Raw genomic sequence first — 23,185 nt, 5'->3', positions numbered from 1 at the left:
TGGTATCAGCTGCAGAAATTATAGAGGAGGAGTCTGCCCATGCCGGGTAAAAGCCTAGAGAACATGCACGTAGCGGTCTTGGCGGGCGGTCATTCCGCTGAGCGCGAGATCTCGCTCAATTCGGGAAAGAACGTCGTGGTTGCCTTGAAGGAGGCCGGCTACACTTCGGTGGAGCTGCTCGACACGGCTGCCGATGATTTTATGGTAACCATGGCGACCGGCGGCTTTGACGTGGCGTTTATCGCCATGCACGGTGCCGGCGGCGAGGATGGCGCCATGCAAGGCGCCATGGAGACCCTGGGTATCCCCTACACGGCTTCGGGCGTGCTTGCCAGCGCCTGCGGTGCCGACAAGGAGGTCTCTAAGCTCCTGTACGCCAAGGCGGGCATTCCCATTGCCCCCGGCCTTGCGCTCGAGGTGGGCGATGAAGTCGATATCGATCATATCGTCGAGGTTTGTGGCGAGCGCTGCTTTGTGAAGCCGGCCGTCAACGGTTCCAGCTATGGCATTTCCCTGGTCCATGAGCCCTCCGAGCTGCCCGCGGCAATCGCCAAGGCGTTTGAGTACGGCGACAAAGTGCTGGTCGAGAAGTGCATCGAGGGTACCGAGATCACCGTCGGCGTATACGGCGAAGATGACGTGCGCGCTCTGCCGATTGTCGAGATTCGTAAGCCCGAGGACTGCGAGTTCTACGATCTGGACGTGAAGTATGTCGACCCTACGGACATCCATCGCATTCCGGCGCAGATTTCACCCGAGAATTACGCTCGTGCCCAGGAGCTTGCCTGTGCTGCTCACAAGGCCCTCGGTTGCCTGGGTATCTCGCGCAGCGACTTTATCGTGAGTGAGGACGGCCCCGTTATCCTCGAGACCAATACCATTCCCGGCATGACCGATACGTCGCTGTATCCGGACGAGATACGCCACACCGACGACATGACGTTCCCGCAGGTCTGTGACAGCCTGATCCGTATGGGCCTTCGTCGAGCGGGCATTGCATGCTAATCGAGGACGCGGTTTCGTCAGGAACGCCGCAGTTTGTCATCGACTCCTATGCCACGCTTGCCGAACGCGCCAAAACGCAGTCCTTCGGCCTTATCGAGGAAGATGTGATCGTCCTCGATACCGAGACCACAGGTCTTTCGGTGCAGGACAATGAGCTGATCGAGATCTCGGCGGCCCGTCTTTCGGGCCGCGAGGTCGTCGACCGCTTCGATACCTTCGTGCATCCCAAACAGCTGATTCCCGCCGAGATTACCGAGCTCACGAGCATTACAAACGCCGATGTGGCAGATGCCCCGTCGGCCGTCGAGGCCGTGGCCGCTCTCGCCGATTTTGTCGGCGGCTGCCCGGTGATTGCGCATAACGCCACCTTCGACCGTTCGTTTATCGAGTCGGTCAAGGGCGGTGTCAACGTCAGCGACATCTGGATCGATTCGCTGGCGCTGTCGCGCATCGCGCTTCCGCGCCTGGCCTCGCATAAGCTCTCTTTCATGGCCGACCTGTTTGGCTGCGACTCGGTGTCGCACCGCGCCAACGCCGATGTCGACGCCCTGTGTGGCGTATGGCGCGTGTTGCTCGTGGCGCTCACCGACTTGCCCCAGGGCTTAATGGCGCGCTTGGCCGACATGCATCCCGACGTACCCTGGTCCTATCGTCCCATCTTCTCCTTCTTGGCGGGGCAGAACCCCGGTTCCATCTTCTCTCTCAGTGCCGCCCGCGCCGACGTACTCAAGGCCGATCGGGCCGATGATCGCGTTGATGCGGACGAGCTACCGGTCCTTAGGATGCCGAGCCGCGAGGAAATCGAGGCGGACTATGCCCCGGGCGGCCTGGTTAATCGTATGTACCCCACGTACGAGCCGCGCGATGAGCAGATCGCGATGGCGCTCGAGGTCCGCGATGCGCTGGTCACGGGCACTCATCGTGTAATTGAGGCGGGCACAGGCGTCGGCAAATCGATGGCCTATCTGGTGCCTTTTGCCGAGGCAGCGCGCCGTAACAACATCACGGTTGGTATTGCGACCAAATCGAACAATCTTGCCGACCAGCTCATGTACCATGAGCTGCCAAAACTTGCCGAGCAACTGGACGGTGGTCTGTCATTTTGCGCTCTCAAGGGGTATGACCACTATCCGTGCCTGCGCAAGCTTGAGCGCATGAGCCGCGGCCAGGTCGAGATTACCACCAAGCGCGATCCGGCGGACACGCTCACGGCGGTCGCGGTCATTATGGCGTACGTCTGCCAATCAGCCGATGGCGACCTCGACTCGCTTGGCATTCGGTGGCGCAGCGTCAACCGCCCCGACTTTACGACGGCCTCGCGCGAGTGTGCTCGTCGCCTCTGTCCGTTTTTCCCTGATAAATGTTTGGTCCACGGCGCTCGCCGTCGTGCGGCGCACGCCGATGTGGTGGTCACCAACCATTCCCTGCTGTTCCGCAATGTTGCGGCCGAGGGCAGGATTTTGCCTCCGATTCGTCATTGGGTAATCGACGAGGCCCATTCCATCGAGCGCGAGGCGCGCCGTCAGTGGGCGCGCGTGGTGTCGGCGGACGAATCACGCGTTCTGTTTGAGCGCCTGGGTGGCTCGAGCACCGGCGCGCTAAGCCAGGTTTCCCGTGATTTGGCAACCTCCGAGGGCTCTACGCTCTATCTGGGCCTTACTGCCAAGGCGACGTCGACAGTTGCACGCGCGAGCATGGCAATCGCCGACGTGTTCGATGGCGTTCGCGAGCTCGGTCGCCGTGCCCGTGGGGGTTATGATAATGCCAATCTATGGATTGGCCCCGAGTTGCGCGAATCTGACGACTGGCATGATTTCTTACCGTCGGCCTACACTGCCATCGACGCATTGGAACAGGCTGACAAGAGCGTCGACGCGCTGGTGCAAGCCGTCGCCGCCGACAAGCCCGAGGTTGTTGTCGACCTGGGTGATATCTCGCGCCGCCTGCACGAGCTGGCCGAGAACCTCAAACTCATCATTGAGGGCACCGATGAACACTACGTGTATTCGCTGCAGGTCAATCGCAGGTTGCGTGCCGGCGGAGAATCAATGACCGCAGAGCGCATCGACATTGGCGAGGCCTTGGCAACCGAGTGGCTGCCCGAGGTCCACACGGCTATCTTTGCATCGGCGACCATGACGGTTTCCAAGAGCTTTGAGCACTTTAACCACGCCGTCGGCCTCGATCGCATCGGTGCCTCGACATCATCGTCGCTGCACTTGGATTCGAGCTACGACTTCGATTCGAATATGGCTGTAGTCGTTGCGGGCGATATCCCCGATCCGCGCGACCGTGAAGGCTATCTTTCGGCGCTCGAGCGTGTGCTGGTCGACGCTCATCTTGCCATGGGCGGCTCGGTGCTTACGCTGTTCACCAACAGGCGTGACATGGAGGAGCTGTACGCTCGCGTCGAGCCCAAGATGGCTCGTGCGGGTCTGGAACTCAACTGCCAGCAGCGCAACTCGTCTCCTCGTCGTTTGCGCGATCGCTTTATCAACGAACCGACCTCGTCGCTCTTTGCACTTAAGGCCTTTTGGGAAGGGTTTGATGCCAGCGGCGAGACGCTGCGCTGCGTCATCATCCCCAAGCTGCCGTTCTCGAGCCCCACAGACCCGCTCTCATGCGAGCGCAATCTGCGCGAAGACCGCGCTTGGGCGCGCTATTCGCTGCCCGAGGCCGTGCTCGAGGTCAAGCAGGCAGCCGGTCGCCTCATTCGCTCATCGACCGATTGTGGCGTACTCATCTTGGCCGACCCGCGCCTGGTGACGAAGGGCTACGGCAAGAAATTCTTAACGTCGCTGCCCACGAGTTCCTATCAGCGCATCGAGTCGGCACAAATCGGGCACTATCTACAGCTGTGGCGCGCACGCCACGAGCGGTGCCGCTAAAGCGGACAGGCGAGGGATTTTGCCATATCGCACAGACGCTCTGACAGGGTGGGGTCATCCAAGATGCGGATGGCTCCGCCCGCTGCGATTATCTGGCTCAGCAGCCAACGCTCGGAGCCGTAATGCACGGTTAACGTTGCCGTGTCTGCCCCGCTGCGCTCGATTAGGGTGATGCCGGCCCAGTCCAGATGTTCCGCCATATCGAATGGCATCAGGAGCTTTGCGCTGCGCTGCGTCCGGGCAAGGGAATCGTGGAGGGATGCGACGTCCGGTGCGTGAGGCACGACGGAGTCTTCCGTCAAGGCGAGTCCCTCGATTTTATCCATGCGATAGGTGCGCTGCTCATCGACCGCGATGTCCCAGGCAATCAGGTATGTTTGGTCGCCGTTTGCCGTAATGCGCAAGGGGTCGACCAGACGATCGCGTGGCCGTGCATCGTCCATCGAGCGATACGAGATGCGGCAGCGAACGCCGTCCTGAATGGCACAGCTCAGCTGCTGCCAGTGCGACCCGTGGTTGACGGTGTCAAAGACGCGCTGGTTATAGCCAAGCTCTTCGGGTAGAAGGGCATGTCGAATCCGAGCTGCCGCCTGGGGATCGATCCCCAACGATTCAAGTTCGTGGTTGAGCACAGCGCCCTCGGCGGCACTCAGGCGCAGCGGTAGCATACGACCGGCGTCACCGGTGAGGACCACACGCTCGCCGCGGCATTTGCAGATGATGCGCGCGCCCGATTCTCGGTCCGCGAGCGTCGAGACGATCTCGAGAATCTCGTCGAGCGACACCCCCGTGATGTCAAATCGACTGCAAATCTCGGTTCGTGTCATGCCGCTCTCGCCGGCGGCGTAGAGGGCCTCCATGATGTCGATGGCGCGCGAGAGCCTCTGCTCGCTGGTGAGTTTACGCACGGGCATGCTCGTGCACCGTCCTTTCAATGAGGTGGTTCCACGCCTGTTTGAGCGATTTGGGGGCCACGGGCCTCATGCCGTCCATGGCGTGGGCCATGCAAAATGAGGCGCCGGCTTCAAGATCGCGCACGTCAACGGTCCAGGTCCATCCCACATCGGTGTGTACGAGCTCACCTCGCCCACGCGTGAGACCGTTGATCATATCGATCTGCGTCTGAGGGGCGAATGAGAACGTGGCTGCAACGGGCGGTCGGTCGGCAAAATCGAATTCAAAGAACAGGTAGTCGCTGAGGTTGAAGTCCGCGGGGATGACGTAGGCCTTCGAAGGACGCCAAGCGCGTACGATGCGGTCGCAGCGGAATGTCCTGATGTCGTCGGTGACGTTGTCGAGGCCGCAGAAGTAAGCCACGCCCTCGCGCTCGAACATGCCGTAGACGCAGACGGTACGTTCTCTCTGCTCGCCGCGTCCGTTCTGATATAAAAATCGCAGCGCGCATCGCTCGGCAAAGGCGCTCCAAACCGCATCGACGGTGGGAGAGCGGCTGATCGGCGCCTCGTCTACCGTCGTCCTGCCGGTGAGATAGGCAATCTTGGAGCGAATATCGGCAAGCGGTGCGGCAAAAGTGGATGAGCCGGCCGCTAGTGTCTGGTCGATGGCGTTGAGCAGGATATCGGCGTCGTCTGCGGTAATGAGGCCGCCTGCCGCAAACGTGTGCTCGCGGTCGATTGTCCACGAGCTTTCCTCGGTCTCCTGCGCGCCGGTGGGGCGAACCTCCTTGATTAAGATGCCGCGTTCGAGCAGCTTGTCACGATCGCGTCGAAACTTGCGCTTATCCGAGTCGATATTGCCCGAGCCATATCCCAGGTCAGAATCCAAGACGATCTGCTCGGTCGTCAGCGGTTCGGGGGAGCTATTGAGCACAAAGAAAAGATTGAGGATGCGCTGAGCCGTTTTATCGAAACTGGGCTCCGAATTCCCCTTTTTAATTGTCTCGGTCGTGTCGCTTGCCGTCATAGGGTCCTCGCATGAGAAGGTGGTTTGCTGCCATGATTTTAGTCCGATATGGAGATTAGGCTATATCCTTGTCCGCTCGGGGCGTTAAGATGGCCCGAATTCGGTCGTTTGCGCTCGCTCGGGGTATACTTTCGACTATATACGGTTCTAATGTGCATGCATTGGGCCTATTTGTCGGATTATGGATGTGGAGCGCACATGGCGAACACCCAGAACTATATTAACCACCTGCTGCAGAACACCGGCATTACGCCGGCGTGCAGCGAAGAAGAGCGCTTGGCTGCCGAGGATATCGCTCAGATCTTCCGCAACCACGGCTTTGATCCCGAGGTTCAGGAGTTCAATGCCCCGGCGCCCAGTAGGTTGGCATTTGCCGTTACCGGTATTCTTGCGTTTGCCGGTGCCCTGCTGATGGGCATCGGCGGCGGTATCGGCTTGGTCGGCACCTTGCTGGCCATTGTCGGCGCCGTTCTTTACGTGCTCGAGCGCACAGGGCACCCCGTGGTTTCGCGCCTGGGCAAGACAAGCGTGAGCCAAAATGTCATCGCCTATCACAAGGCCTCGGGCCCGCTCGCGTCCCCGCGTAACCGCCCGGTGGTCGTTGTCGCACACTACGACTCTCCCCGTGCTGAGCTGCTCGCCCGCGAGCCCTATGCTTCGTATCGTGCGCTCATCGCCAAGCTGCTGCCTGTTGCCACGGTTGCCCCTGCTGCCGTTGCCATCCTGCGTATCCTGCCGCTCCCCGGCGCGCTCAAGGTTCTGCTGTGGATTGTCGCGATCCTCGCTTCCCTCGTTGCACTTGCCAACGCGGCAAACATCATCTCTAACCGCCACATTCTTCCCTATACGTCCGGCGCGGTGTGCAACAAGTCTTCTGTCGCCGCTATGCTCGGCGTTATGGACAACGTTGCTCCCTTCCAGGGCGAAAACGAGTTTCCCGACGATGTTCCGTTCGATACCTATTTTGGGGAGCAAAAGCGTCGTGCCGAGGAAATGGCGCGTGCAGCGGCGGAGTATGCCGCGGCCCAGCAGCAAAACGACTACGGCAACACCATCGAGTACGAAGAGCCTACCTACGCCGAGGACGAGTTCGGTCAGCCGATTGCTCCCGACACTCAGACCGAGCCCGAACAGGGTGAGGCTTTCGACGAGCAGATCGAGGGCTTTGAGGGTGCGTCTGCCGACGAGACGCTGATTGGCGCCATCGTGCCCGAGGATCAGGATCAGGCTGTCCAGGCTGAAGAGTTCAATGACGAGGTTTCCGCTGCCGAGCCGGTGGAGGAGCCTGTCGCGGCCGAGCCCGAGCCCAAGCTCTATCGCAATGCCGCCGGCAACATCCGCTTTGGTTCGGATGCCATCCGTGCGCTCGGAATGCTTCCCGAGTCCTGCACGCTCGATTACGAGGAGGGCGAGGAGCCGACGTTTGAGCCCGAGCCTGCCCCCGTCGTGACTGCACCTGCGCCCGCTGTCACCGTGGATGATGAGTCTGCCGCGGTTGCCGCTGCCGTTGCCGAGCCCGAGGCAGTGTCCGCGATCGATCCCGCGGCAGGACTGGACGTTTTGGCTCCCGCCGCGCCGGCGCAAGACGTTGCGGACGAGTCTGACGACGATTACGTTGAACAGCCGAGGCGCGTGTCTTACGAGAGCGATACTGATTTCTCGGCCGAGATTCCCGCGGCAACGCCCCATGCCGACATTGCATCCGCGTTCTCGTCGATTGGCGCCAGCGCTTCCAACTTCTTTAAGGGTGCGCTTGCAAAGGGCAAGAAATTTGTCGACGATTTCGAGGAGAAGCGCGCTGCCGCACGCGAGGCTGCCGAGCAGGAGGCTATCGCTCAGCAGCAGGCAGCCGAGGCGGCACGTGAGCACGCGGCGCAAGAGTTCGAGCAGAACGAGGCTATGCAGTCCGCGCCCGTCGACGCCGCCGAAGCTACAACGTCCTTTGAGTCCCAGCAACCGGCGTCCGCGGATGTTGTTGAGGCGACGACGTCTTTCGAGGCCCAGCAGCACGTCGATAGCACCATGTCGTTTGATGCCGCGCAGTTCGATTCCACGATAACGTTTGAAAAGCAAGGCACCGCGATTGCCGAGCCCCTTCCTGTTTCCGATGAACAGGGCGACGCGGCAGACGATGACGAGCCTATTGATGCTGCCGAAATCCAAGATGCCGCCGAGGACGAGTCCGTCGAGGCCAACTCTGACGAAGAGCAATACGCGGCAGCCGAGCAAGATGATTCGACCGAGGCCGAGCAGGAGGAAGTGTCTGTGGTTTCCGAGACTCTCGAAACGGATGAGTCGAGACCTTACTCCACGCAGATTTTCACCATGCCGACCCCGAGTGGTTCCGGTGCCACGGTTGCCAATGTCGCTCCCACCCAGGACGAAACGGTCGATTCCCTTATGGCCCAGATTTCCTCCCAAGCATCGCCGCGTCCGCAGATGAATGTTCCCGATCCGGCGTCGGCACCGTCGCCTGCACCCTCCTCGTCTCCGCTGGCTTCGGTCCCCGATCCGTCGCTGCCGTCTATGAAGCAGGCAAACGTTGCGTCTCGCACGTCGCTGTTCGACCTTCCCGATCCCTCTGCCCAGGTCAACGACCCCTTTGCTACCGCCCAAGGTCCCGAACCCACATCGGCACCCGTTGCGCCTCCCGTGCCCGTTGCGTCGGGCGCGCAGCCGATCGAGACCATTTCGGCTCCCGCCCCGGCGGCACCCAAGTCTCGTAAGCGCGGCCTGGGTGGCCTGTTCGGTCGTAAAAAGAAAAACGAGCAGGACAGCATGAGTGACTGGCTGGGCGTCGAAGACGATTACGATGCCAAGAAGTCCGGTCGCGGTATCGGTTCGTGGGATAACTTCGAGGACGATAACGATGGCTGGAAGGGTGGCGCTACGTCTTCCGATGGCGCTTCTTCCGAAGATATGCTCTCGGCTGTCGCCTCTATGGGCGATGATGAGCTGCTCGGTCACGATATCTGGTTTGTGGCAACGGGCGCCTCGGATTGTGATGGCGCCGGCATGAAGGCCTTCTTGGCTTCGCATCGCGATAAGCTCCGCGGCGTATTCTTCATCAATCTTGAATCCGTCGGCGCCGGTAGGCTTTCGGTTGTGACGGTCGAGGGCGAACAACAACTGCTCAAGGGCGATCGCCGCATCATGAACCTGGTCAGCAAGGTCTGCAAGTCGTTCCATGTCGATTGTGGCGCGCTCGAGATGCCCTATGCCAAGACCGATGCCTATGCCGCGCTCGAGGCGAGCCGCCGAGCCCTCACCATCGCCGGCGTGGACGGCACGCGCCTGGCTTGCGCTCGTACCGAGGACGACCTGCCCCACAATGTCAACCCGACGAACATTGCCACGGTATCCGAGGTTGTGACCGAGGTTATCCGCCGTTCGTAGACGGAGCTCTAAGGAGTCAACGTGTTTTCGTATATTAAGCGCCATTGGCCTGTCTACGTGATTTTGACCTTGATTGCCATTGCGTTAGGATTTGGGGCCGCCTACATCGTGGGTGCGAAGGGCTCGACCCCCGCCTCCGCAATCAGCGAAGAGGTGGAGCAAGAACAGAGCACGGGTGCCGATGGGATTCCTGAGTCCGAGCAGGCAATCGTTGATGGTGGATCTTCGTCTGCAGAGTAGATACGGCGATTTACATGATTGAAAGCGGGCGAGCCAGGGGACTGGCTCGCCCGCTTTTTCATCGCGCTAGCGCTTCTTTGGGATCGACCTAAGGCGAGCGAACCATAGGGCTGCGGCACCCGAGGTCAGGAGCGCGGTGATGCAAGCGGCGATGGGAACTGATCCTGTTGCCGGTAGGTCCTGCGGTAGGGTACAGCGTTGAATGACGCTGTCCTCGTCATGTGACTCAAGTTTATCGCCGCCACCGTTGCGGCAAAGATCGACGCGCGCGCTGTTGGTGAGTGCGGTTTGGGGCGTATAAGCCGACGTTGCCTGCATGTGTACGACTGCGCCCCGAGCGTCTGTGCCAAGGATTGCTTTGGCATCGTCAAGGTCGTCGTGCTCATCTTTGAGATCATCGCGGGTCCAAGAATCCGCATCGCTTCGAGTCGTAAAGTCGGCGGCTACCGCACCGTATTCAATTCGAATGCCCGTTACGACGGTATTGGATGCAAGGTCGAGTTCTTTCGCCTCGAGTGTGGTGGATTCCGTGGTCGAGATATCCGCCTTCCAGAGGTGCCAACCGTCGTAATCGACGAGGCGACAGTCCTCACCCAGGCTCTCTTTTACTTCGTCGGACTCAAGCCAAGGATTTTCGTGCCCATCGTCAAGTGTCGCGTTTGCCGGCTCATCGACGTCTGTCGAGTCCAACGGCGTCGTGCGATACCATACGTTGCACAGGCCGTTGAGGTCGCCGATGGCGACGGGGGTTTCGATTGAGATGAATCTCGCTGTGCCGTCTTTGGCGCACTCAAGATCATCGGTAATCGTAAACTCATCAACCCAAGTAGCGGAATCGTTTCGAGCATCGATGGTATAGGAGAAAAGCCCATCACTATTGGTTTGCGTCGCGGCGCGGTTTTTACCATCGCCGTTAGCCAACAGGCCCTTTTCGATAGGTTGGACAAGTTCCTGACGCTTGTCGACCTGCCCCTTGATCTCGATGGGTGCATCCTTCATCGCGACGGATTGGACTTCTCCCGTATCCTTTATTTCAAACGTTATCTCCTCGGCAAGGTCATAGGTCCGCGGAGACATCATTTCGCGCAACGAGTAGGTGCCAGGTGCAAGATGTTCGACGCGGTGCGGCTTGTCGGATGAGGTCCAGGAGTCTATTTCGGTTTTATCGGGACCATATAAGGTGAGCTGTGCGCCTTCCACTTCCTGCTCACCGCTTGCATCGACCTTGGAGATATCAACCTTGGTGTAATCGTCGGATACGTTAAGCCGTGCTTCTACAACGGGCGTTTTCTGGTCGGCATAAGCGAGGTCTACGATATGGGGCGTCCGGTCGAGTAAGAAGCCGGTCGGCGCTTGAGTCTCGACAACCTCGTAGCGCGCGGTACCAGATCCCAGCGGCAGGTTGTCTGCGCGTGCTTCGCCAGTTTCATCCGTCGCGACGGTCGCGACGGTCTCACCGTCGATCGCGGCAATGCTACCATCGGGGCGCACGATATCACCCGAGGCACGGATCTCAAAGATGGCGCCCGCGAGCCTGCTGCCGTCTACGGCATCGGTTTTAACGATCCTGATGTTTCCGGTCGCGGCGTGGTCATAATACGAGGCGATTGCAACGGGCGTTAGGTTCATGTCGGCGGGTATGTTTACCTCGATCTCCTCGCCGACAAGATAGGGCTCTTTGGCCGAGGTTTCGCGTACATAATAAGTGCCCGGCACGAGCGATTCGGGCAGTGTGACGGTCCCGGTCGCGTCAGTCGTAAAGGTGTCCATTACGTTATGTGCTGGATACCAGCAAGTTTGTGAGACGGGTTCGTGTTTGCTGTCGAGGAGTTGGAAGGTGAATCCGGCTAGTGGAACAGAAGCGCCTGTTTGGGCATCGCGTTTTACAATCTGGAGATGCGTCGACAGCGCGTGGTTGTCCACGATATATTGAAGCTCGGCGCCGTTGGAAATCTGATTGGCCCCGACGGTCCATTCCCCTGCACGTTTAAAACCCTCGGGGACGGTTTCCGGAACCTCGCGAATCGTGTAGCCGGCACGGTCGTATGGGACAGCTCCGTGGACACCGGCGGGTCGCTTGCCTGTGCCGAACCATGCTTCGGGCTGATCTTTGGTGGAGGCAAAGCCATAGATGTTTGTGGTCAGTGTGCCAACAACCTGCTGAGAACTGTTGCTGACAACCTCAAAGACAACACCACCCGCCGGTTGCTCCAGGCCGGATTGGTCGCTATTGCCGTAATCCTTGAATTTGGAAATCTCAAGGTCAAACGCAATGGGGATATCGGAAATGCGAGATTCGATCTCGACTACGCCTGAATCGCCGAGCTGGTCGGCTCCAACGGTATAGGTCCAGCTGTCGTTGGATGGCAGGTAGCCCTTGGGGGCTTTTGATTCGTAGATGGTAAAGGTTCCTAAGGGGACATCGACGAGGGTAGCCCGACCGCTTTCGTCGGTCGTGAGGATCTGCGCCCATCCAGGGGTTGATTGCGACACACACGTGAACTCTGCTCCTGCGAGTGAAGATCCCACCTGGGGGCCGGCATTCGTCGCGGCATCGAGTTTTACGATACGCAGGTTGATGGTGCCGGGCTGTTCATCAATGGCGACCTGTCCACCGTCATTCCCCGTGGTAAAGGCGATGCGATCACGACGGGGGACATAGCCGGCCGGCGCCTTCGTTTCAACTAGGTAGTATGCCGTGTTGGGCAGAAGTGTTGCTTGCGCCCGACCGTTGCTGTCCATCTGGATGGTGCCGACATGCGCGCCGCTGGCGCTCTCAAAAATATCGAATGTTGCCCCGTCAAACTGATAAGTATTGTTTCCGCTGGTAATGGCGGCGTTTGCAGACTGTTTTTTGAAGGAAACAGAGACCGCCGGCAGTACATAGAGCATGTCCTGACGTTTGCTGCCGCCCGATACGGCTCCTAGATAGCGTCGCGCGCGGTGCGGAGCGGCTTTGATGCTTCCTGATTTTGCGCTGTCGTGGAGCCACCGCGCCGCCGCCACGACTTCATTGTCAGTGGTAAAGTGCCCACTCTTGGTTTTGCCCTGAGCGGTCGTGTAAGAGTAAGTACCGTCGACATGGGTAGTGCCGTTGAGCATCCATACGGCAAGCTGGGTTGCGGCGCGGGCGCGATCGGGTGAAAGATGGTAACCGCCAAACGACGTGGCGGTAGGATATCCGTGACAAACGATTGCCGCGAACTCGTCGTCGAGCCACACCCAGCCTTGATCAAAGTTGAGCCATGGGCCGCCCGGCTTGGTGGGGCCGGGGCGCTCCTGGTTCATGCAGTAGGCAATCGAGGCGTCTTGAGCTTCATACTTGCCGATGAAGAAGGGCCCACAATCATCGCTAATAGTGCGGAAGCCGAGCTGATCGTAGCCATCGACGGCAAATGCGGCTCCCGGTGTCAGGCAGCCGAAAAGCAGGAAGAGGAGCAGGAGCAGCGGACCTGTTGCGATTGCGCTGTGGACAGAGTGCGTGGGTGCGTTGGACATGGCTGCTCCTTATCCCTCGTGCGCCGCATGGGGAGGTTGCGACGCGTAGGATGAGGCTACCCCCGAGGTTCATGCGGGTAAGTACCGGAGCCTGACCAAAAGCTTGCCCGATTTCTGACAAATCGAGCTCAAATACAACAATCAGATAAAAATGCAGGTAGAAGATGGTAAGAAAAGAAAGACAAAGGTCCTCATCTCCACAATTGGCGCGGTTTTCAAACGATTCTCCACAGCTAAAACAAGCATCGACACCCTTGTATCGAACAAGACAACCGCGTTATACTATCCCCCACATATGCGGGCATCGCCAAGTGGTAAGGCATCAGCTTCCCAAGCTGACACTCGCGGGTTCGAGTCCCGTTGCCCGCTCCAGCCAGAAGCACAAGCACGGCACCATTACGGTGCCGTGCTTTTTTCAATAAAGCGCCGGGACTCGAACCCGACAGGGTGCGAGCGTAAAGCAAACGCGAAGCGTTTGTAGCGAGCAGGCGAAGGCGCCGACAGGCGCCTGAAGCCGGTGCGGATTTGCGAAGCAAATACGCGGACGTCCCGTTGCCCGCTCCATGGAGCAAGGAAGATTTTGGGAATGGTAGATTCAGCCTGCTTTGCCCCCGCACTTCCTCGGGTCTCGGTATGCCACTGAAGCCGGTGCGGATTTGCGAAGCAAATAACGCGGACGTCCCGTTGCTCGCTCCAATTCCAAAATGTTAGGTTAATGCCTGCTGCCCATACTTGCACCTGCGCACGGTACAATGGATGGGTTACGACCAACGTGCCAATAACCAAAAAGGAGCCGCTATGATCGATCGCTATACCCGCCCGGAGATGGGACACATTTTCTCCCTCGAGAACAAGTACGCCATTTGGCAGGAGATCGAGGTCTTGGCCTGCGAGGCCCAGGCGGAGCTCGGCAAGATCGGTATTTCCAAAGACGAGGCCCAGTGGATCCGCGACCATGCCAACTTTGAGAAGGCGAAGGTCGATGAGATCGAGGAAGTCACGCGCCACGACGTCATTGCCTTCCTGACCAACATGAAGGAGTACATCGATGCCGATGTTCCCGAGGACGACCCCAAGCCCAGCCGCTGGGTTCACTATGGCATGACCAGCTCCGATCTGGGCGACACGGCCCTGTGCTACCAGCTCACCCAGGCCTGCGACCTGATCATCGAGGACGTCAAAAAACTCGGCGAGATCTGCAAGCGTCGCGCCTTTGAGGAGCGCAACACGCTCTGCGCCGGCCGTACTCATGGCATCCATGCCGAGCCGATGACCTTTGGCATGAAGTTTGGCTCTTGGGCCTGGGAGCTCAAGCGCGATCTGGACCGTCTTGAGGATGCCCGCAAGAACGTTGCCTTTGGTGCCATCTCGGGCGCTGTCGGCACGTACAGCTCCATCGAGCCGTTCGTCGAGGAGTACGTCTGCGAGCACCTGGGCCTGGTTCACGACCCGCTGTCCACGCAGGTTATCAGCCGCGACCATCACGCCTATCTCGCCGGCGTTCTTGCCACCACTGCGGCCACCTGCGAGCGCATCGCTACCGAGGTTCGCAATCTGCAGAAGACTGATACGCTCGAGGCCGAGGAGCCGTTCCGTAAGGGCCAAAAGGGCAGCTCAGCCATGCCACACAAGCGCAACCCCATCACCATGGAGAAGGTCTGCGGCCTGTCGCGCGTCGTGAAGGCCAACGCGCAGGTTGCCTTCGACAACGTCGCCCTGTGGCACGAGCGTGACATTTCGCACTCCTCTGCCGAGCGCGTCGCCCAGGCCGATAGCTTCATCGCGCTCGACCACATGTTCCAGTGCCTCATTCGCGTTATCGACGGCCTGCAGCTGTACCCTGCCCGCATGATGGCCAACCTCAATAAGACCCGCGGCCTCATCTTCTCCTCCAAGGTGCTGCTCGCCCTCGTCGACACGGGCATCACCCGCGAGGACGCGTACGCCATTGTGCAGGAGAACGCCATGGCAACCTGGCACGAGGTACAGGATTGTGTCTCCGGCCCTACCTTTAAGGAGCGTCTCGAGGCTGACCCGCGCTGCACCGTCAGCAAGGAAAAGCTCGACGAGATCTTTGATCCGTGGGACTTCCTCACCCGTATCGACACGGTCTTTGATCGTCTGGAGCAGCTGAGCTTCGAGTAGGTTCGGGCATAACGTTAGCTTTTTAGGGCGCTTTGCTGGTAATGTGTGTTGCCGGCGAAGCGCCTCGTTGCATTTAGGGAAAGACGGGGATAATAGTCGTCTCGAATAACATTCTGAGAGGGGATCGCATGATTTCGTTTGATTACAAGCCTCAGGGCGTGTGTGCTCGCAATATTCACCTTGACCTTTCCGATGACGGCAACAAGGTGATGGGCGTTGAGTTTACCGGTGGCTGCGACGGCAATCTCAAGGCAATCTCTAAGCTGGTCGAGGGCGCTCCTGCCGATCGCGTAATCGAGGTTCTCGCCGGTAATACCTGCGGTATGAAAAAGACCTCCTGCGCCGACCAGCTTACGCGCGCTATCGAGGCCGCTCGCGCCGAGATCGCCTAATGGGTATCGCCGATCACATCAAGAACGGAATATCGCGTCGCGGCTTTGTACTCGGTGGGGCTGCCGCGGGCGCTGCCACGGTGCTTGCCGGATGCTCGAAAAAACCGGGTACCAGCGATGATGCTGCCGGCGAGCCGCAGGTTATCAAGGACGATTCCAAAATCATCTCGATTACGGATGAGTACGAGGCAGTCGACATCGATCTTGAGCCGGCGGCGTCGTGGACGCTGCCTCTGGGTACGCTGCTGTACTACTGCGACGGCGATTACGCCGCGGCGATGATGGCGCCCGCATCGGCACTGCACGCCAACACGCTCGGTGTGCTCAACCTGGGCGATGGCTCGCTTACCACATTAATCGAGGATCCTGTCGAGGGCACGGGATATGCATTCTACGATGTCCGCGCCGGCGACGGCGTATTCGCGTGGGTTGAGATGAACTTTGCCAATTCATCGTGGAAGCTCTACGCTCAAAATCTGTCGGGCGCTTCGCTCTCTGGCGATGCGGTTGAGCTCGATCGAGGTGGCAAGGACTATGATCCGCCCCTGTTTACGGCGTTCGGGTCATCAGTCATCTGGTATAAAATGCCTTCGGCAGGCGGCAATAAAACGAGTAGTGATTCGTTTTGCTATCGTCGCTCGCTTGATGAATCCAAGGCCGAGACAATTTGGAAATCGACGGGCCGCTTTGCATCGGCCCCGCGCGCGAGCGACGGCATTTTGACCATCTCGCCGCGTGTCCGCAACGACGAGGGCGTCTACTACGGCATAACGGCAATCGATCTGACCGACGGCAACAACACCAAGCGTGCCCAGCTAGTCCTTCCCTCGTCAGTCTCGCCTTTCGAGGCCGTGTATATGGGCGATACCTTCGTGTTTTCTATCGAGGCGGCCTATAGTGGCGTGGGCAGCCTGGGCAATATGGGCACGTATATCGGTAATGAGGGAGGGCCGTACCTCTTTCTGTCACGCGAGCCGCTCGCATGTGCGGCTGGCAAGAAGAATAAATACCTTGTTAAGGTACAGGCGTCGCATTTCCTGATCGACACCTCTGCCAAGACCTATGGCTCACTGCTGTCGCCCGACCGCGCTTTGGAGTATGGCGATTATCCAGCTACGGCGGGAAAATCGGACTCATTCCTTACGTACGCCACGGTGCGCAACAGCCAGGGTATACCAGAGACGGTCACTGCACGCCTGTTCTCTCTTTAAGCTTAGAGGGGTTAAAAAGGCGCCAACAGGGGAATAAACGCGTTGTAATTGTGAGTACCGCCCGCCGAGCTGCCGCGTCATAGCGGCATCCGGCGGGTTCAGGTGCGTTAAAATGGGCTTGTTCTTAGCTAATTGAGACAGGGGGGCCGTGTTATGGCTTCAGATGCAAAAAAGATTCTGCTGGTCGAGGATGAGAAGGCAATCCGTGACGCCGTCGCTGCCTATCTCGAGCGCGAAGGCTACTGGGTTGTGGGCGTCGGCGACGGCCAGTCCGCGATCGAGGAGTTCGAGAAGCATCAGTTCGACCTGGTCGTGCTCGACCTTATGCTCCCCAAGATTCCCGGCGAGCGCGTTTGCCGCACCATTCGCGATACCTCGGATGTCCCCATCATCATGCTGACGGCTAAGGGCGAGATCGAGGACCGTATTATCGGTCTTGAGCTCGGCGCCGACGACTATCTGATTAAGCCGTTCTCGCCGCGCGAGCTCGTCGCCCGCGTTCGCGCTCTGTTCCGCCGTGCCCATCAGGCCGACGAGCCCGCCGTCGAGGTGCTCGACTTCGGCGATCTGGTCATCGATATCTCGGGCCACAAGATCTTGGTCGAGGGCAAGGAAGTCGATCTGACGGCTTCCGAGTTCAAGCTGCTCACCACGCTCGCCCGCCATCCCGGCCGTGTGTATAACCGCATGGAGCTGGTCGAGAAAGTGCTCGGGTATGACTTTGAGGGCTATGAGCGCACCATCGATAGCCACGTGAAGAATCTTCGCGCCAAGCTGGGCGATGATCCCAAGAAGCCCAAGTGGCTCTACACCGTCCATGGTGTCGGCTATCGCTTCGAGGCTCCGGCCAAGATCGATAAGTCGGACGAGAAATAGGGAAATCACATATGACACCTGCGCGCTTTGAAATCGGACAAAAGCACAAGCAGGAGAGCGAGGCGGGTTCCAAGGCTAGTTGGAACACGCCTCGTTCCGATTCACGGCCAACGATGAGCTATCCCTCGCGCATGGCACTTGCTTTTGCTCTGACATCGCTCATGACAGTATTGGTGCTGGTGGGCGTTGTCTCTGTTGTGTGGGGCACGGTCTTTTCGGATTACACACGCTCCAATATCGTCGAAATCGCAAATTCCGCTGCCGAGAAGTTGGCAACCTCATATGAGGAAAACGGCTCTTGGACCGCGGGGGAACTGCGCACGGTCGCAACGTCGAGTTTGGTTTCCGACGATCTGGGTATGCAGGTCGTCAATAAAAAGGGCGTGATCGTTTATGACGATTCCTGGCCCTCGGCAAGCGCCACCGCCGATGTACGCGAAAACCAGGCTACGACCGACGACACGAGCGGCAAGAGGGCATCGCATAGCCCGGTCTCGTCTGCTCCAACCGACTCCGATAGCGTTGCTAACGTCGAGATTGTAACGTCTTCCGGCGAGCATGTCGGACAGGTAAAGCTGTGGGCCATCGGCTCCGACGCGCTGCTCACCAAGGCGGACTCTGCGTTTAGGGAGAAGACCTTTAACGCCATGGCCCTCGCCGCGGTTGTTGCAATCTGCATTTCGGTCGTTATCGGATCGCTCGTGTCGCGCATGCTCACCAAGCCGATTCATCGCATCACCAGTACCGCAAAGCAAATCCGTGACGGCGACCTGTCGGCTCGCACGGGACTGCGCGGTGATGACGAGATCGATCAGCTGGGAGAGACCTTCGACGAGATGGCCACCTCACTCGAGAAAGATATGAAGCACGAGAAGCGCCTGACTTCAGACGTTGCACACGAGCTGCGCACGCCGCTCATGGCCATGCTTGCAACGGTCGAGGCCATGCAAGACGGTGTGTATCCCACCGACGACGAACACCTGGAGACGGTCGCTTCCGAGACGCGTCGCCTGGCTCGTCTGGTGCAGCAGATGCTCGACCTATCGCGTATGGAAAACAGCACGGCTCCGCTCAATCTAGAACCGGTGGACATGGTTCCGTTCGTGCGATCGATTGTGAACGGCCAGGAGCGTCTGTTTGCCGACCGTGACCTTCGTCTTCGCTTTGCAGATGAAACCCAGGGGCACGACGATGTCGTCGAAGCCGATCCCGACATGATCACGCAATGCGTCATCAACCTCATGAGCAACGCCATGCGCTACACCCCCGAGGGCGGTTGGGTCGTGGTGTCGGTGCTCAGTGACCGCAAGCATGTCAGTATTGCCGTTTCGGATACCGGTATCGGTATTGCCAAGGACGATCTGTCGCGCATCTTCGGGCGGTTTTGGCGCGCCGATGCCAGCCGCGCCCGCGAAGCTGGCGGCCTGGGCGTTGGCCTCGCCGTGACCAAGCAGATCGTCGAGCGTCACCATGGCTACATATCCGTGGAGTCGGAGCTTGGAAAGGGTACGACTTTTACAATTCATCTGCCCCGCGAGCACACGGCGGACGCGGCATCTACTACAATGGAGCACTAGCTTTTCGCTATTCGGTGAAGGAGGGGCCGCGTCCCTGCCGCTCCGAGTTTGCGAAAACATGCGGGAAAGAACCCGCATTTCTGTCGTATTTAGGTAAGGAGTGACTCACGTGACAACGATGGAGCGTCGTCCGGATTCCCGTGGCAAGGTTCGTGATATCTACGATGCCGGCGAAAACCTGCTGATGGTCGCCACCGACCGCATTTCTGCGTTCGACTTCATTCTTCCCGACGAGATTCCGTTTAAGGGAGAGGTGCTCAACCGCATCTCGGCATTCTGGTTCGATAAGTTTGCCGATATCGTTCCCAACCACCTCGTTTCCATCGATCCGGCGGATTTCCCCGAGGAGTTTGCCGAGTATCGTGACTACCTCGCAGGCCGCGCCATGCTGGTCAAGAAGGCCCAGACGATTCCTATCGAGTGCATCGTCCGCGGCTATCTGACCGGTTCGGGCAAGAAGACCTATGACGAGAACGGCACCGTCTGCGGCATTCAGCTGCCCGAGGGTCTGACCGAGGCCTCCAAGCTTCCCGAGCCGCTGTTCACGCCGTCCACGAAGGCCGAGATCGGCGACCACGACGAGAACATTTCGTTCGAGCGTTGCTGCGAGATCGTGGGTGAGGACATCGCCGCGCAGATTCGCGACCTTTCCCTCAAGATCTACAAGGCCGCTGCCGAGTACGCCGCGACCCGTGGCATCATCATTGCCGACACCAAGTTCGAGTTTGGTGTTATTGATGGCAAGGTCACGCTGATCGACGAGTGCCTCACGCCCGACTCCAGCCGTTTCTGGCCTGCTGCCAGCTACGAGGAGGGCAAGATCCAGCCTAGCTACGACAAGCAATTCGTCCGCAATTGGCTCAAGGCCAACTGGGATATGACGGGGGAGACCCCGCACCTGCCCGCCGAGGTCATCGATGGCACGTCCGAGCGCTATCGCGAGGCCTTCCAGATCATCACGGGCTCCCAGTTCACAAGCATGAAGGAGAACGCATAAGTGAGTACCCGTAGCGCCACGAACAAGCGCACGCAATCCCACGAAGTTACCGGGGTTGCGCGCAAGTCTGCCGCATCTGCTAAGCCCGCCCGCCAAGCAGCGAGCTCCGTTCGCGTCGTGCCGGCTTCGTCTAAGGCACGCCGCAAAGAGCTCGAGAAGGGCGAGAACCTCGAGGGCCTCTCTAAAGAGGAGAAGCGCGCCCGCAAGGCTAAGCAGCGCGCCAAGGAGGACCGCATCTATACGGTGTCGAATATCCTCCTCAAGCAGGACGAGGACTACACCAAGCGCCGTCGCATCTGGTGGATTGTGCTCGCCATTGGCATGGTACTCGTCGTGGCAATTTGGGCTTCGCTCTACTTCGCTCCCGGCGGCACGGTGTCCAGTCCCGTCCAGATGGTCGGCATTGTTTTGTCCTATGTCATCATCTTAGGTGACTTTATCTACGACTTCGCTCGTATTCGTCCCTTGCGCAACATGTACCGCGCGCAGGCCGAGGGCATGTCCGAGAACAAGCTCAACGCTCTTATCGAGCGCGCAGCTGCCGAGGAGGACAAGAAGGACTCCAAGAAGAAGTAGCGTTTGCATACATACTTATCGCTAAGATATAAGGCGCGTCGTTTTTGCGGCGCGCCTTTTTACTGTTCTATAGATAGATGGAGTGGCACATGATTCGAGCTGCCCTGACGGTCGAAGAGGCTCTGGAGGGCATGAAGTCCCTGGAGCCCAAGATTAAAAACTATGCGCGTCTCGTTGTCCGCAAAGGTGTAAACGTTAAGCCCGGCCAGGAGGTCGTCGTTCAGTCTCCCGTCGAGTGCGCGTCATTTGCGCGCGTGGTGGTTGCCGAGGCTTATGACGCTGGTGCTGGCCACGTGACGGTCATTTGGGCCGATGATGCTGTGACAAGGCTTACGTACGAGCATGTCGAGAAAAGCTATTTTGAGCAGACACCCGAGTGGAAGCGCATGCAGCTGGATTCCTTGGCCCAGGATGGTGCCTGCTTTGTCTTTATTGAGGGTGCGGATCCTGCGGCCCTCAAGGGCATCGATCCCGCTAAGCCCGCTGCAGCTTCTAAGGCAAGGAACACGCAGTGCAAAGTTTTCCGCCGTGGACTGGACTACAACATCAATCCGTGGTGCATCGCCGGCGCTCCGGTCGTGGCTTGGGCGCGCGAGGTGTTCCCAGGAGACGCCGATGAGGTTGCAATCTATAAGCTGTGGAATGCGATTCTGCACACCGCGCGCGCCGATGGCCAGGACCCAGAGAGCGACTGGGAACTCCATGACGCCGCATTCGAAAAGAACCTGCGTTTCCTGAACGACAATCGTTTCGACTACCTGCATTACACCGCGGCAAATGGAACCGATCTGACGATTGGCATGACGAAAGGTCACGAGTGGGCCGGCGGCAAGGGCAAGACGCCCGAAGGGCATCCCTTCTTCCCCAACATTCCCACCGAGGAAGTCTTCACTTCGCCCGATCGCATGCGCGCCGACGGTATCGTGTACTCGGCCATGCCGCTCATCCACCACGGCAATAAAGTCGACGATTTTTGGATTAAGTTCGAGGGCGGCCGCGTGGTGGACTACGACGCCCGCGTGGGCAAGGCAACGCTCGCAAGTATCATCGAGACTGACGAGGGCGCTGCTCACCTGGGAGAGGTCGCGCTCATTTCCAAGAACACGCCGATCCGCGAAAGTGGTGTTCTGTTCTACGATACGCTCTATGACGAGAACGCTAGCTGCCATCTCGCGCTAGGTGTCGGTTTCCCCGAATGCATCGAGGGTGGGTATGACATGTCCAAGGAGGAGCTCCTGGTGCATGGCGTTAACGTCTCGAGCACGCACGTCGATTTTATGATCGGCACGGACGACATCGATATTACGGGCATTACGCCTGATGGACGTGAAGTTGTGATTTTCCAGAACGGCCAATGGAGTTGGGAATAGTCCCAGACCGTGGTACAATGCCACCCGCGGGCCGTTAGCTCAGCTGGCAGAGCAGGGGACTTTTAATCCCAAGGTCCAGGGTTCGAACCCCTGACGGCCCACCATAGAATAGAAAAGCGACTGGCGGATGCCGGCCGCTTTTTTGTTACCGCGGCACGGGTTCGAACCCGAAAGGGCGCGGAGCTGAGTAAACGCGTGAGCGTTTGCCAGCGCAGCGCGCAAGGCGCGAAAGCGCCGCAGCGGCCGCCTGCGAAGCAGGCTGAACCCCTGACGGCCCACCCAAAGATTGTTGAGACGGTCAACTTCGGTTGGCCGTCTTTTTTGTTGCCGGTGCACGGGTTCGAACCCGTATCTATCTATATATAAGAACGCTTGGCGAACAAAACCCGCCTTTTACCGATGGGTAACAAATAGCTGATGCCTTTGGAGTAAAGTAGCGCTCCAGAGATGACCGATGTCTCAATACTCATAAAACAGCTGGTCATCGCCAATATCAGAAGCCAATGCTTCAGTTTTAACCTCAGTGACGCGACTGAGGGATCTATTCATTTGTGAACAAAATATGGAGTGCGCGATTCCCGCCCACGGGGGCCCTCCGGTCTGGCAATATATCTCCTTGCCGCGCGGCCCGGTGCAACCGGGAACCAGCGCAGGCGTGCACCTTGAGAACCGGATACTGCGAGGATGGACACTAACTTCAGTGTCGCATCCGGGCAGACATCGAACCATTTGAAATGGTCTAACTTGGATTTGTTTTTCGCAAGGCCGCCGAGAGGCGGCCCCGAGAAATTCCTTTTCCTATACTAAAACCATATGAATCGAACGGAACCGATCAGCTAATAGTTGTGAGGACCGGACGGGCTCGAAGCCCAAATATTTTGGACGGAGAGTTCGATCCTGGCTCAGGATGAACGCTGGCGGCGCGCCTAACACATGCAAGTCGAACGGCACCCACCTCCGGGTGGAAGCGAGTGGCGAACGGCTGAGTAACACGTGGAGAACCTGCCCCCTCCCCCGGGATAGCCGCCCGAAAGGACGGGTAATACCGGATACCCCGGGGTGCCGCATGGCACCCCGGCTAAAGCCCCGAC

The 23,185-nt window shown here is 59.0% G+C and carries 15 protein-coding genes, 2 tRNA genes and 1 rRNA gene; 15 read left to right on the top strand and 3 right to left on the bottom strand.

Annotated elements, in window-relative coordinates:
* The first annotated feature begins 39 nt into the window (after positions 1–39).
* Both AAAX31_RS08260 and AAAX31_RS08255 read left to right on the top strand, forming a co-directional pair.
* The gene (locus tag AAAX31_RS08260) at positions 40–1,005 is read left to right on the top strand and encodes a D-alanine--D-alanine ligase (RefSeq protein WP_035136496.1); all 966 of its coding nucleotides are present in this window, start codon (positions 40–42) and stop codon (positions 1,003–1,005) included.
* Entirely contained in the window at positions 999–3,893 is a 2,895-nt protein-coding gene (locus AAAX31_RS08255; protein ID WP_117848461.1) for a helicase C-terminal domain-containing protein, read from the top strand. Before AAAX31_RS08260 ends, AAAX31_RS08255 begins: the two co-directional genes overlap by 7 nt.
* Here AAAX31_RS08255 and AAAX31_RS08250 read toward each other — a convergent pair.
* Positions 3,890–4,807, bottom strand: coding sequence for a WYL domain-containing protein (locus AAAX31_RS08250; protein ID WP_118935140.1), 918 nt, complete (start codon positions 4,805–4,807; stop codon positions 3,890–3,892). The genes AAAX31_RS08255 and AAAX31_RS08250 overlap by 4 nt on opposite strands.
* A complete protein-coding gene (locus tag AAAX31_RS08245) occupies positions 4,794–5,816 on the bottom strand; it encodes a WYL domain-containing protein (RefSeq protein ID WP_055287288.1) in 1,023 nt (340 codons plus the stop codon). The genes AAAX31_RS08250 and AAAX31_RS08245 overlap by 14 nt, the downstream gene beginning before the upstream one ends.
* A 198-nt stretch (positions 5,817–6,014) precedes the next feature.
* Between AAAX31_RS08245 and AAAX31_RS08240 the strand changes: the two genes are divergently transcribed.
* Both AAAX31_RS08240 and AAAX31_RS08235 read left to right on the top strand, forming a co-directional pair.
* Positions 6,015–9,212 (top strand): hypothetical protein, encoded by a 3,198-nt coding sequence (locus AAAX31_RS08240; protein ID WP_349076858.1) that lies wholly within the window; start codon positions 6,015–6,017, stop codon positions 9,210–9,212.
* Between the two features lie 21 nt (positions 9,213–9,233).
* Positions 9,234–9,452 carry a hypothetical protein gene (locus tag AAAX31_RS08235; RefSeq protein ID WP_022094153.1) on the top strand — a complete coding sequence of 73 codons (219 nt, stop codon included), beginning with the start codon at positions 9,234–9,236 and terminating at the stop codon, positions 9,450–9,452.
* A gap of 66 nt (positions 9,453–9,518) precedes the next feature.
* Here the strand turns inward: AAAX31_RS08235 and AAAX31_RS08230 are convergent, their stop codons facing one another.
* Positions 9,519–12,950, bottom strand: a complete 3,432-nt coding sequence (locus AAAX31_RS08230) for a SpaA isopeptide-forming pilin-related protein (RefSeq protein ID WP_349076856.1) — start codon at positions 12,948–12,950, stop codon at positions 9,519–9,521.
* A gap of 297 nt (positions 12,951–13,247) precedes the next feature.
* Between AAAX31_RS08230 and AAAX31_RS08225 the strand changes: the two genes are divergently transcribed.
* The 11 genes from AAAX31_RS08225 to AAAX31_RS08175 form a co-directional block, all read left to right on the top strand.
* Positions 13,248–13,322: transfer RNA gene (locus tag AAAX31_RS08225), tRNA-Gly, on the top strand.
* Between the two features lie 426 nt (positions 13,323–13,748).
* Positions 13,749–15,095: an adenylosuccinate lyase gene (gene purB, locus AAAX31_RS08220; RefSeq protein ID WP_117848465.1), complete on the top strand. Its 1,347-nt coding sequence runs from the start codon at positions 13,749–13,751 to the stop codon at positions 15,093–15,095.
* A gap of 128 nt (positions 15,096–15,223) precedes the next feature.
* Entirely contained in the window at positions 15,224–15,487 is a 264-nt protein-coding gene (locus tag AAAX31_RS08215; protein WP_117848466.1) for a TIGR03905 family TSCPD domain-containing protein, read from the top strand.
* On the top strand, positions 15,487–16,698 hold the full coding sequence (locus AAAX31_RS08210; protein WP_117848467.1) for a twin-arginine translocation signal domain-containing protein: 1,212 nt from the start codon (positions 15,487–15,489) through the stop codon (positions 16,696–16,698). Before AAAX31_RS08215 ends, AAAX31_RS08210 begins: the two co-directional genes overlap by 1 nt.
* A gap of 153 nt (positions 16,699–16,851) precedes the next feature.
* Positions 16,852–17,574, top strand: coding sequence for a response regulator transcription factor (locus tag AAAX31_RS08205; protein WP_117848468.1), 723 nt, complete (start codon positions 16,852–16,854; stop codon positions 17,572–17,574).
* A gap of 11 nt (positions 17,575–17,585) precedes the next feature.
* A complete protein-coding gene (locus AAAX31_RS08200; protein WP_117848469.1) occupies positions 17,586–19,151 on the top strand; it encodes an ATP-binding protein in 1,566 nt (521 codons plus the stop codon).
* Positions 19,152–19,269: 118 nt separating this feature from the next.
* Positions 19,270–20,148: a phosphoribosylaminoimidazolesuccinocarboxamide synthase gene (locus AAAX31_RS08195; protein ID WP_117743382.1), complete on the top strand. Its 879-nt coding sequence runs from the start codon at positions 19,270–19,272 to the stop codon at positions 20,146–20,148.
* Positions 20,149–20,724 (top strand): hypothetical protein, encoded by a 576-nt coding sequence (locus tag AAAX31_RS08190; protein ID WP_117848470.1) that lies wholly within the window; start codon positions 20,149–20,151, stop codon positions 20,722–20,724.
* Between the two features lie 89 nt (positions 20,725–20,813).
* A complete protein-coding gene (locus AAAX31_RS08185) occupies positions 20,814–22,094 on the top strand; it encodes an aminopeptidase (protein WP_118935136.1) in 1,281 nt (426 codons plus the stop codon).
* Positions 22,095–22,122: 28 nt separating this feature from the next.
* Positions 22,123–22,198 (top strand) — tRNA-Lys (locus AAAX31_RS08180).
* Positions 22,199–22,973: 775 nt separating this feature from the next.
* Positions 22,974–23,185: ribosomal RNA gene (locus tag AAAX31_RS08175) — 16S ribosomal RNA — on the top strand; the annotation flags it as partial.

This window comes from Collinsella sp. CLA-ER-H5, assembly GCF_040092375.1.
In the GTDB taxonomy this organism is placed as follows: domain Bacteria; phylum Actinomycetota; class Coriobacteriia; order Coriobacteriales; family Coriobacteriaceae; genus Collinsella.
This window is presented reverse-complemented; position numbering and strand designations above follow the sequence as displayed.

What these genes read in the sequence shown, in the direction of transcription:
- AAAX31_RS08205 (WP_117848468.1), top strand. Translation starts at nt 16,852, where the DNA reads ATGGCTTCAGATGCAAAAAAGATTCTGCTGGTCGAGGATGAGAAGGCA.
- AAAX31_RS08185 (WP_118935136.1), top strand. Translation starts at nt 20,814, where the DNA reads ATGATTCGAGCTGCCCTGACGGTCGAAGAGGCTCTGGAGGGCATGAAG.
- AAAX31_RS08245 (WP_055287288.1), bottom strand. Translation starts at nt 5,816, where the DNA reads ATGACGGCAAGCGACACGACCGAGACAATTAAAAAGGGGAATTCGGAG.
- AAAX31_RS08200 (WP_117848469.1), top strand. Translation starts at nt 17,586, where the DNA reads ATGACACCTGCGCGCTTTGAAATCGGACAAAAGCACAAGCAGGAGAGC.
- AAAX31_RS08250 (WP_118935140.1), bottom strand. Translation starts at nt 4,807, where the DNA reads ATGCCCGTGCGTAAACTCACCAGCGAGCAGAGGCTCTCGCGCGCCATC.
- AAAX31_RS08240 (WP_349076858.1), top strand. Translation starts at nt 6,015, where the DNA reads ATGGCGAACACCCAGAACTATATTAACCACCTGCTGCAGAACACCGGC.
- AAAX31_RS08260 (WP_035136496.1), top strand. Translation starts at nt 40, where the DNA reads ATGCCGGGTAAAAGCCTAGAGAACATGCACGTAGCGGTCTTGGCGGGC.
- AAAX31_RS08215 (WP_117848466.1), top strand. Translation starts at nt 15,224, where the DNA reads ATGATTTCGTTTGATTACAAGCCTCAGGGCGTGTGTGCTCGCAATATT.
- AAAX31_RS08210 (WP_117848467.1), top strand. Translation starts at nt 15,487, where the DNA reads ATGGGTATCGCCGATCACATCAAGAACGGAATATCGCGTCGCGGCTTT.
- purB (WP_117848465.1), top strand. Translation starts at nt 13,749, where the DNA reads ATGATCGATCGCTATACCCGCCCGGAGATGGGACACATTTTCTCCCTC.
- AAAX31_RS08195 (WP_117743382.1), top strand. Translation starts at nt 19,270, where the DNA reads ATGGAGCGTCGTCCGGATTCCCGTGGCAAGGTTCGTGATATCTACGAT.
- AAAX31_RS08255 (WP_117848461.1), top strand. Translation starts at nt 999, where the DNA reads ATGCTAATCGAGGACGCGGTTTCGTCAGGAACGCCGCAGTTTGTCATC.
- AAAX31_RS08230 (WP_349076856.1), bottom strand. Translation starts at nt 12,950, where the DNA reads ATGTCCAACGCACCCACGCACTCTGTCCACAGCGCAATCGCAACAGGT.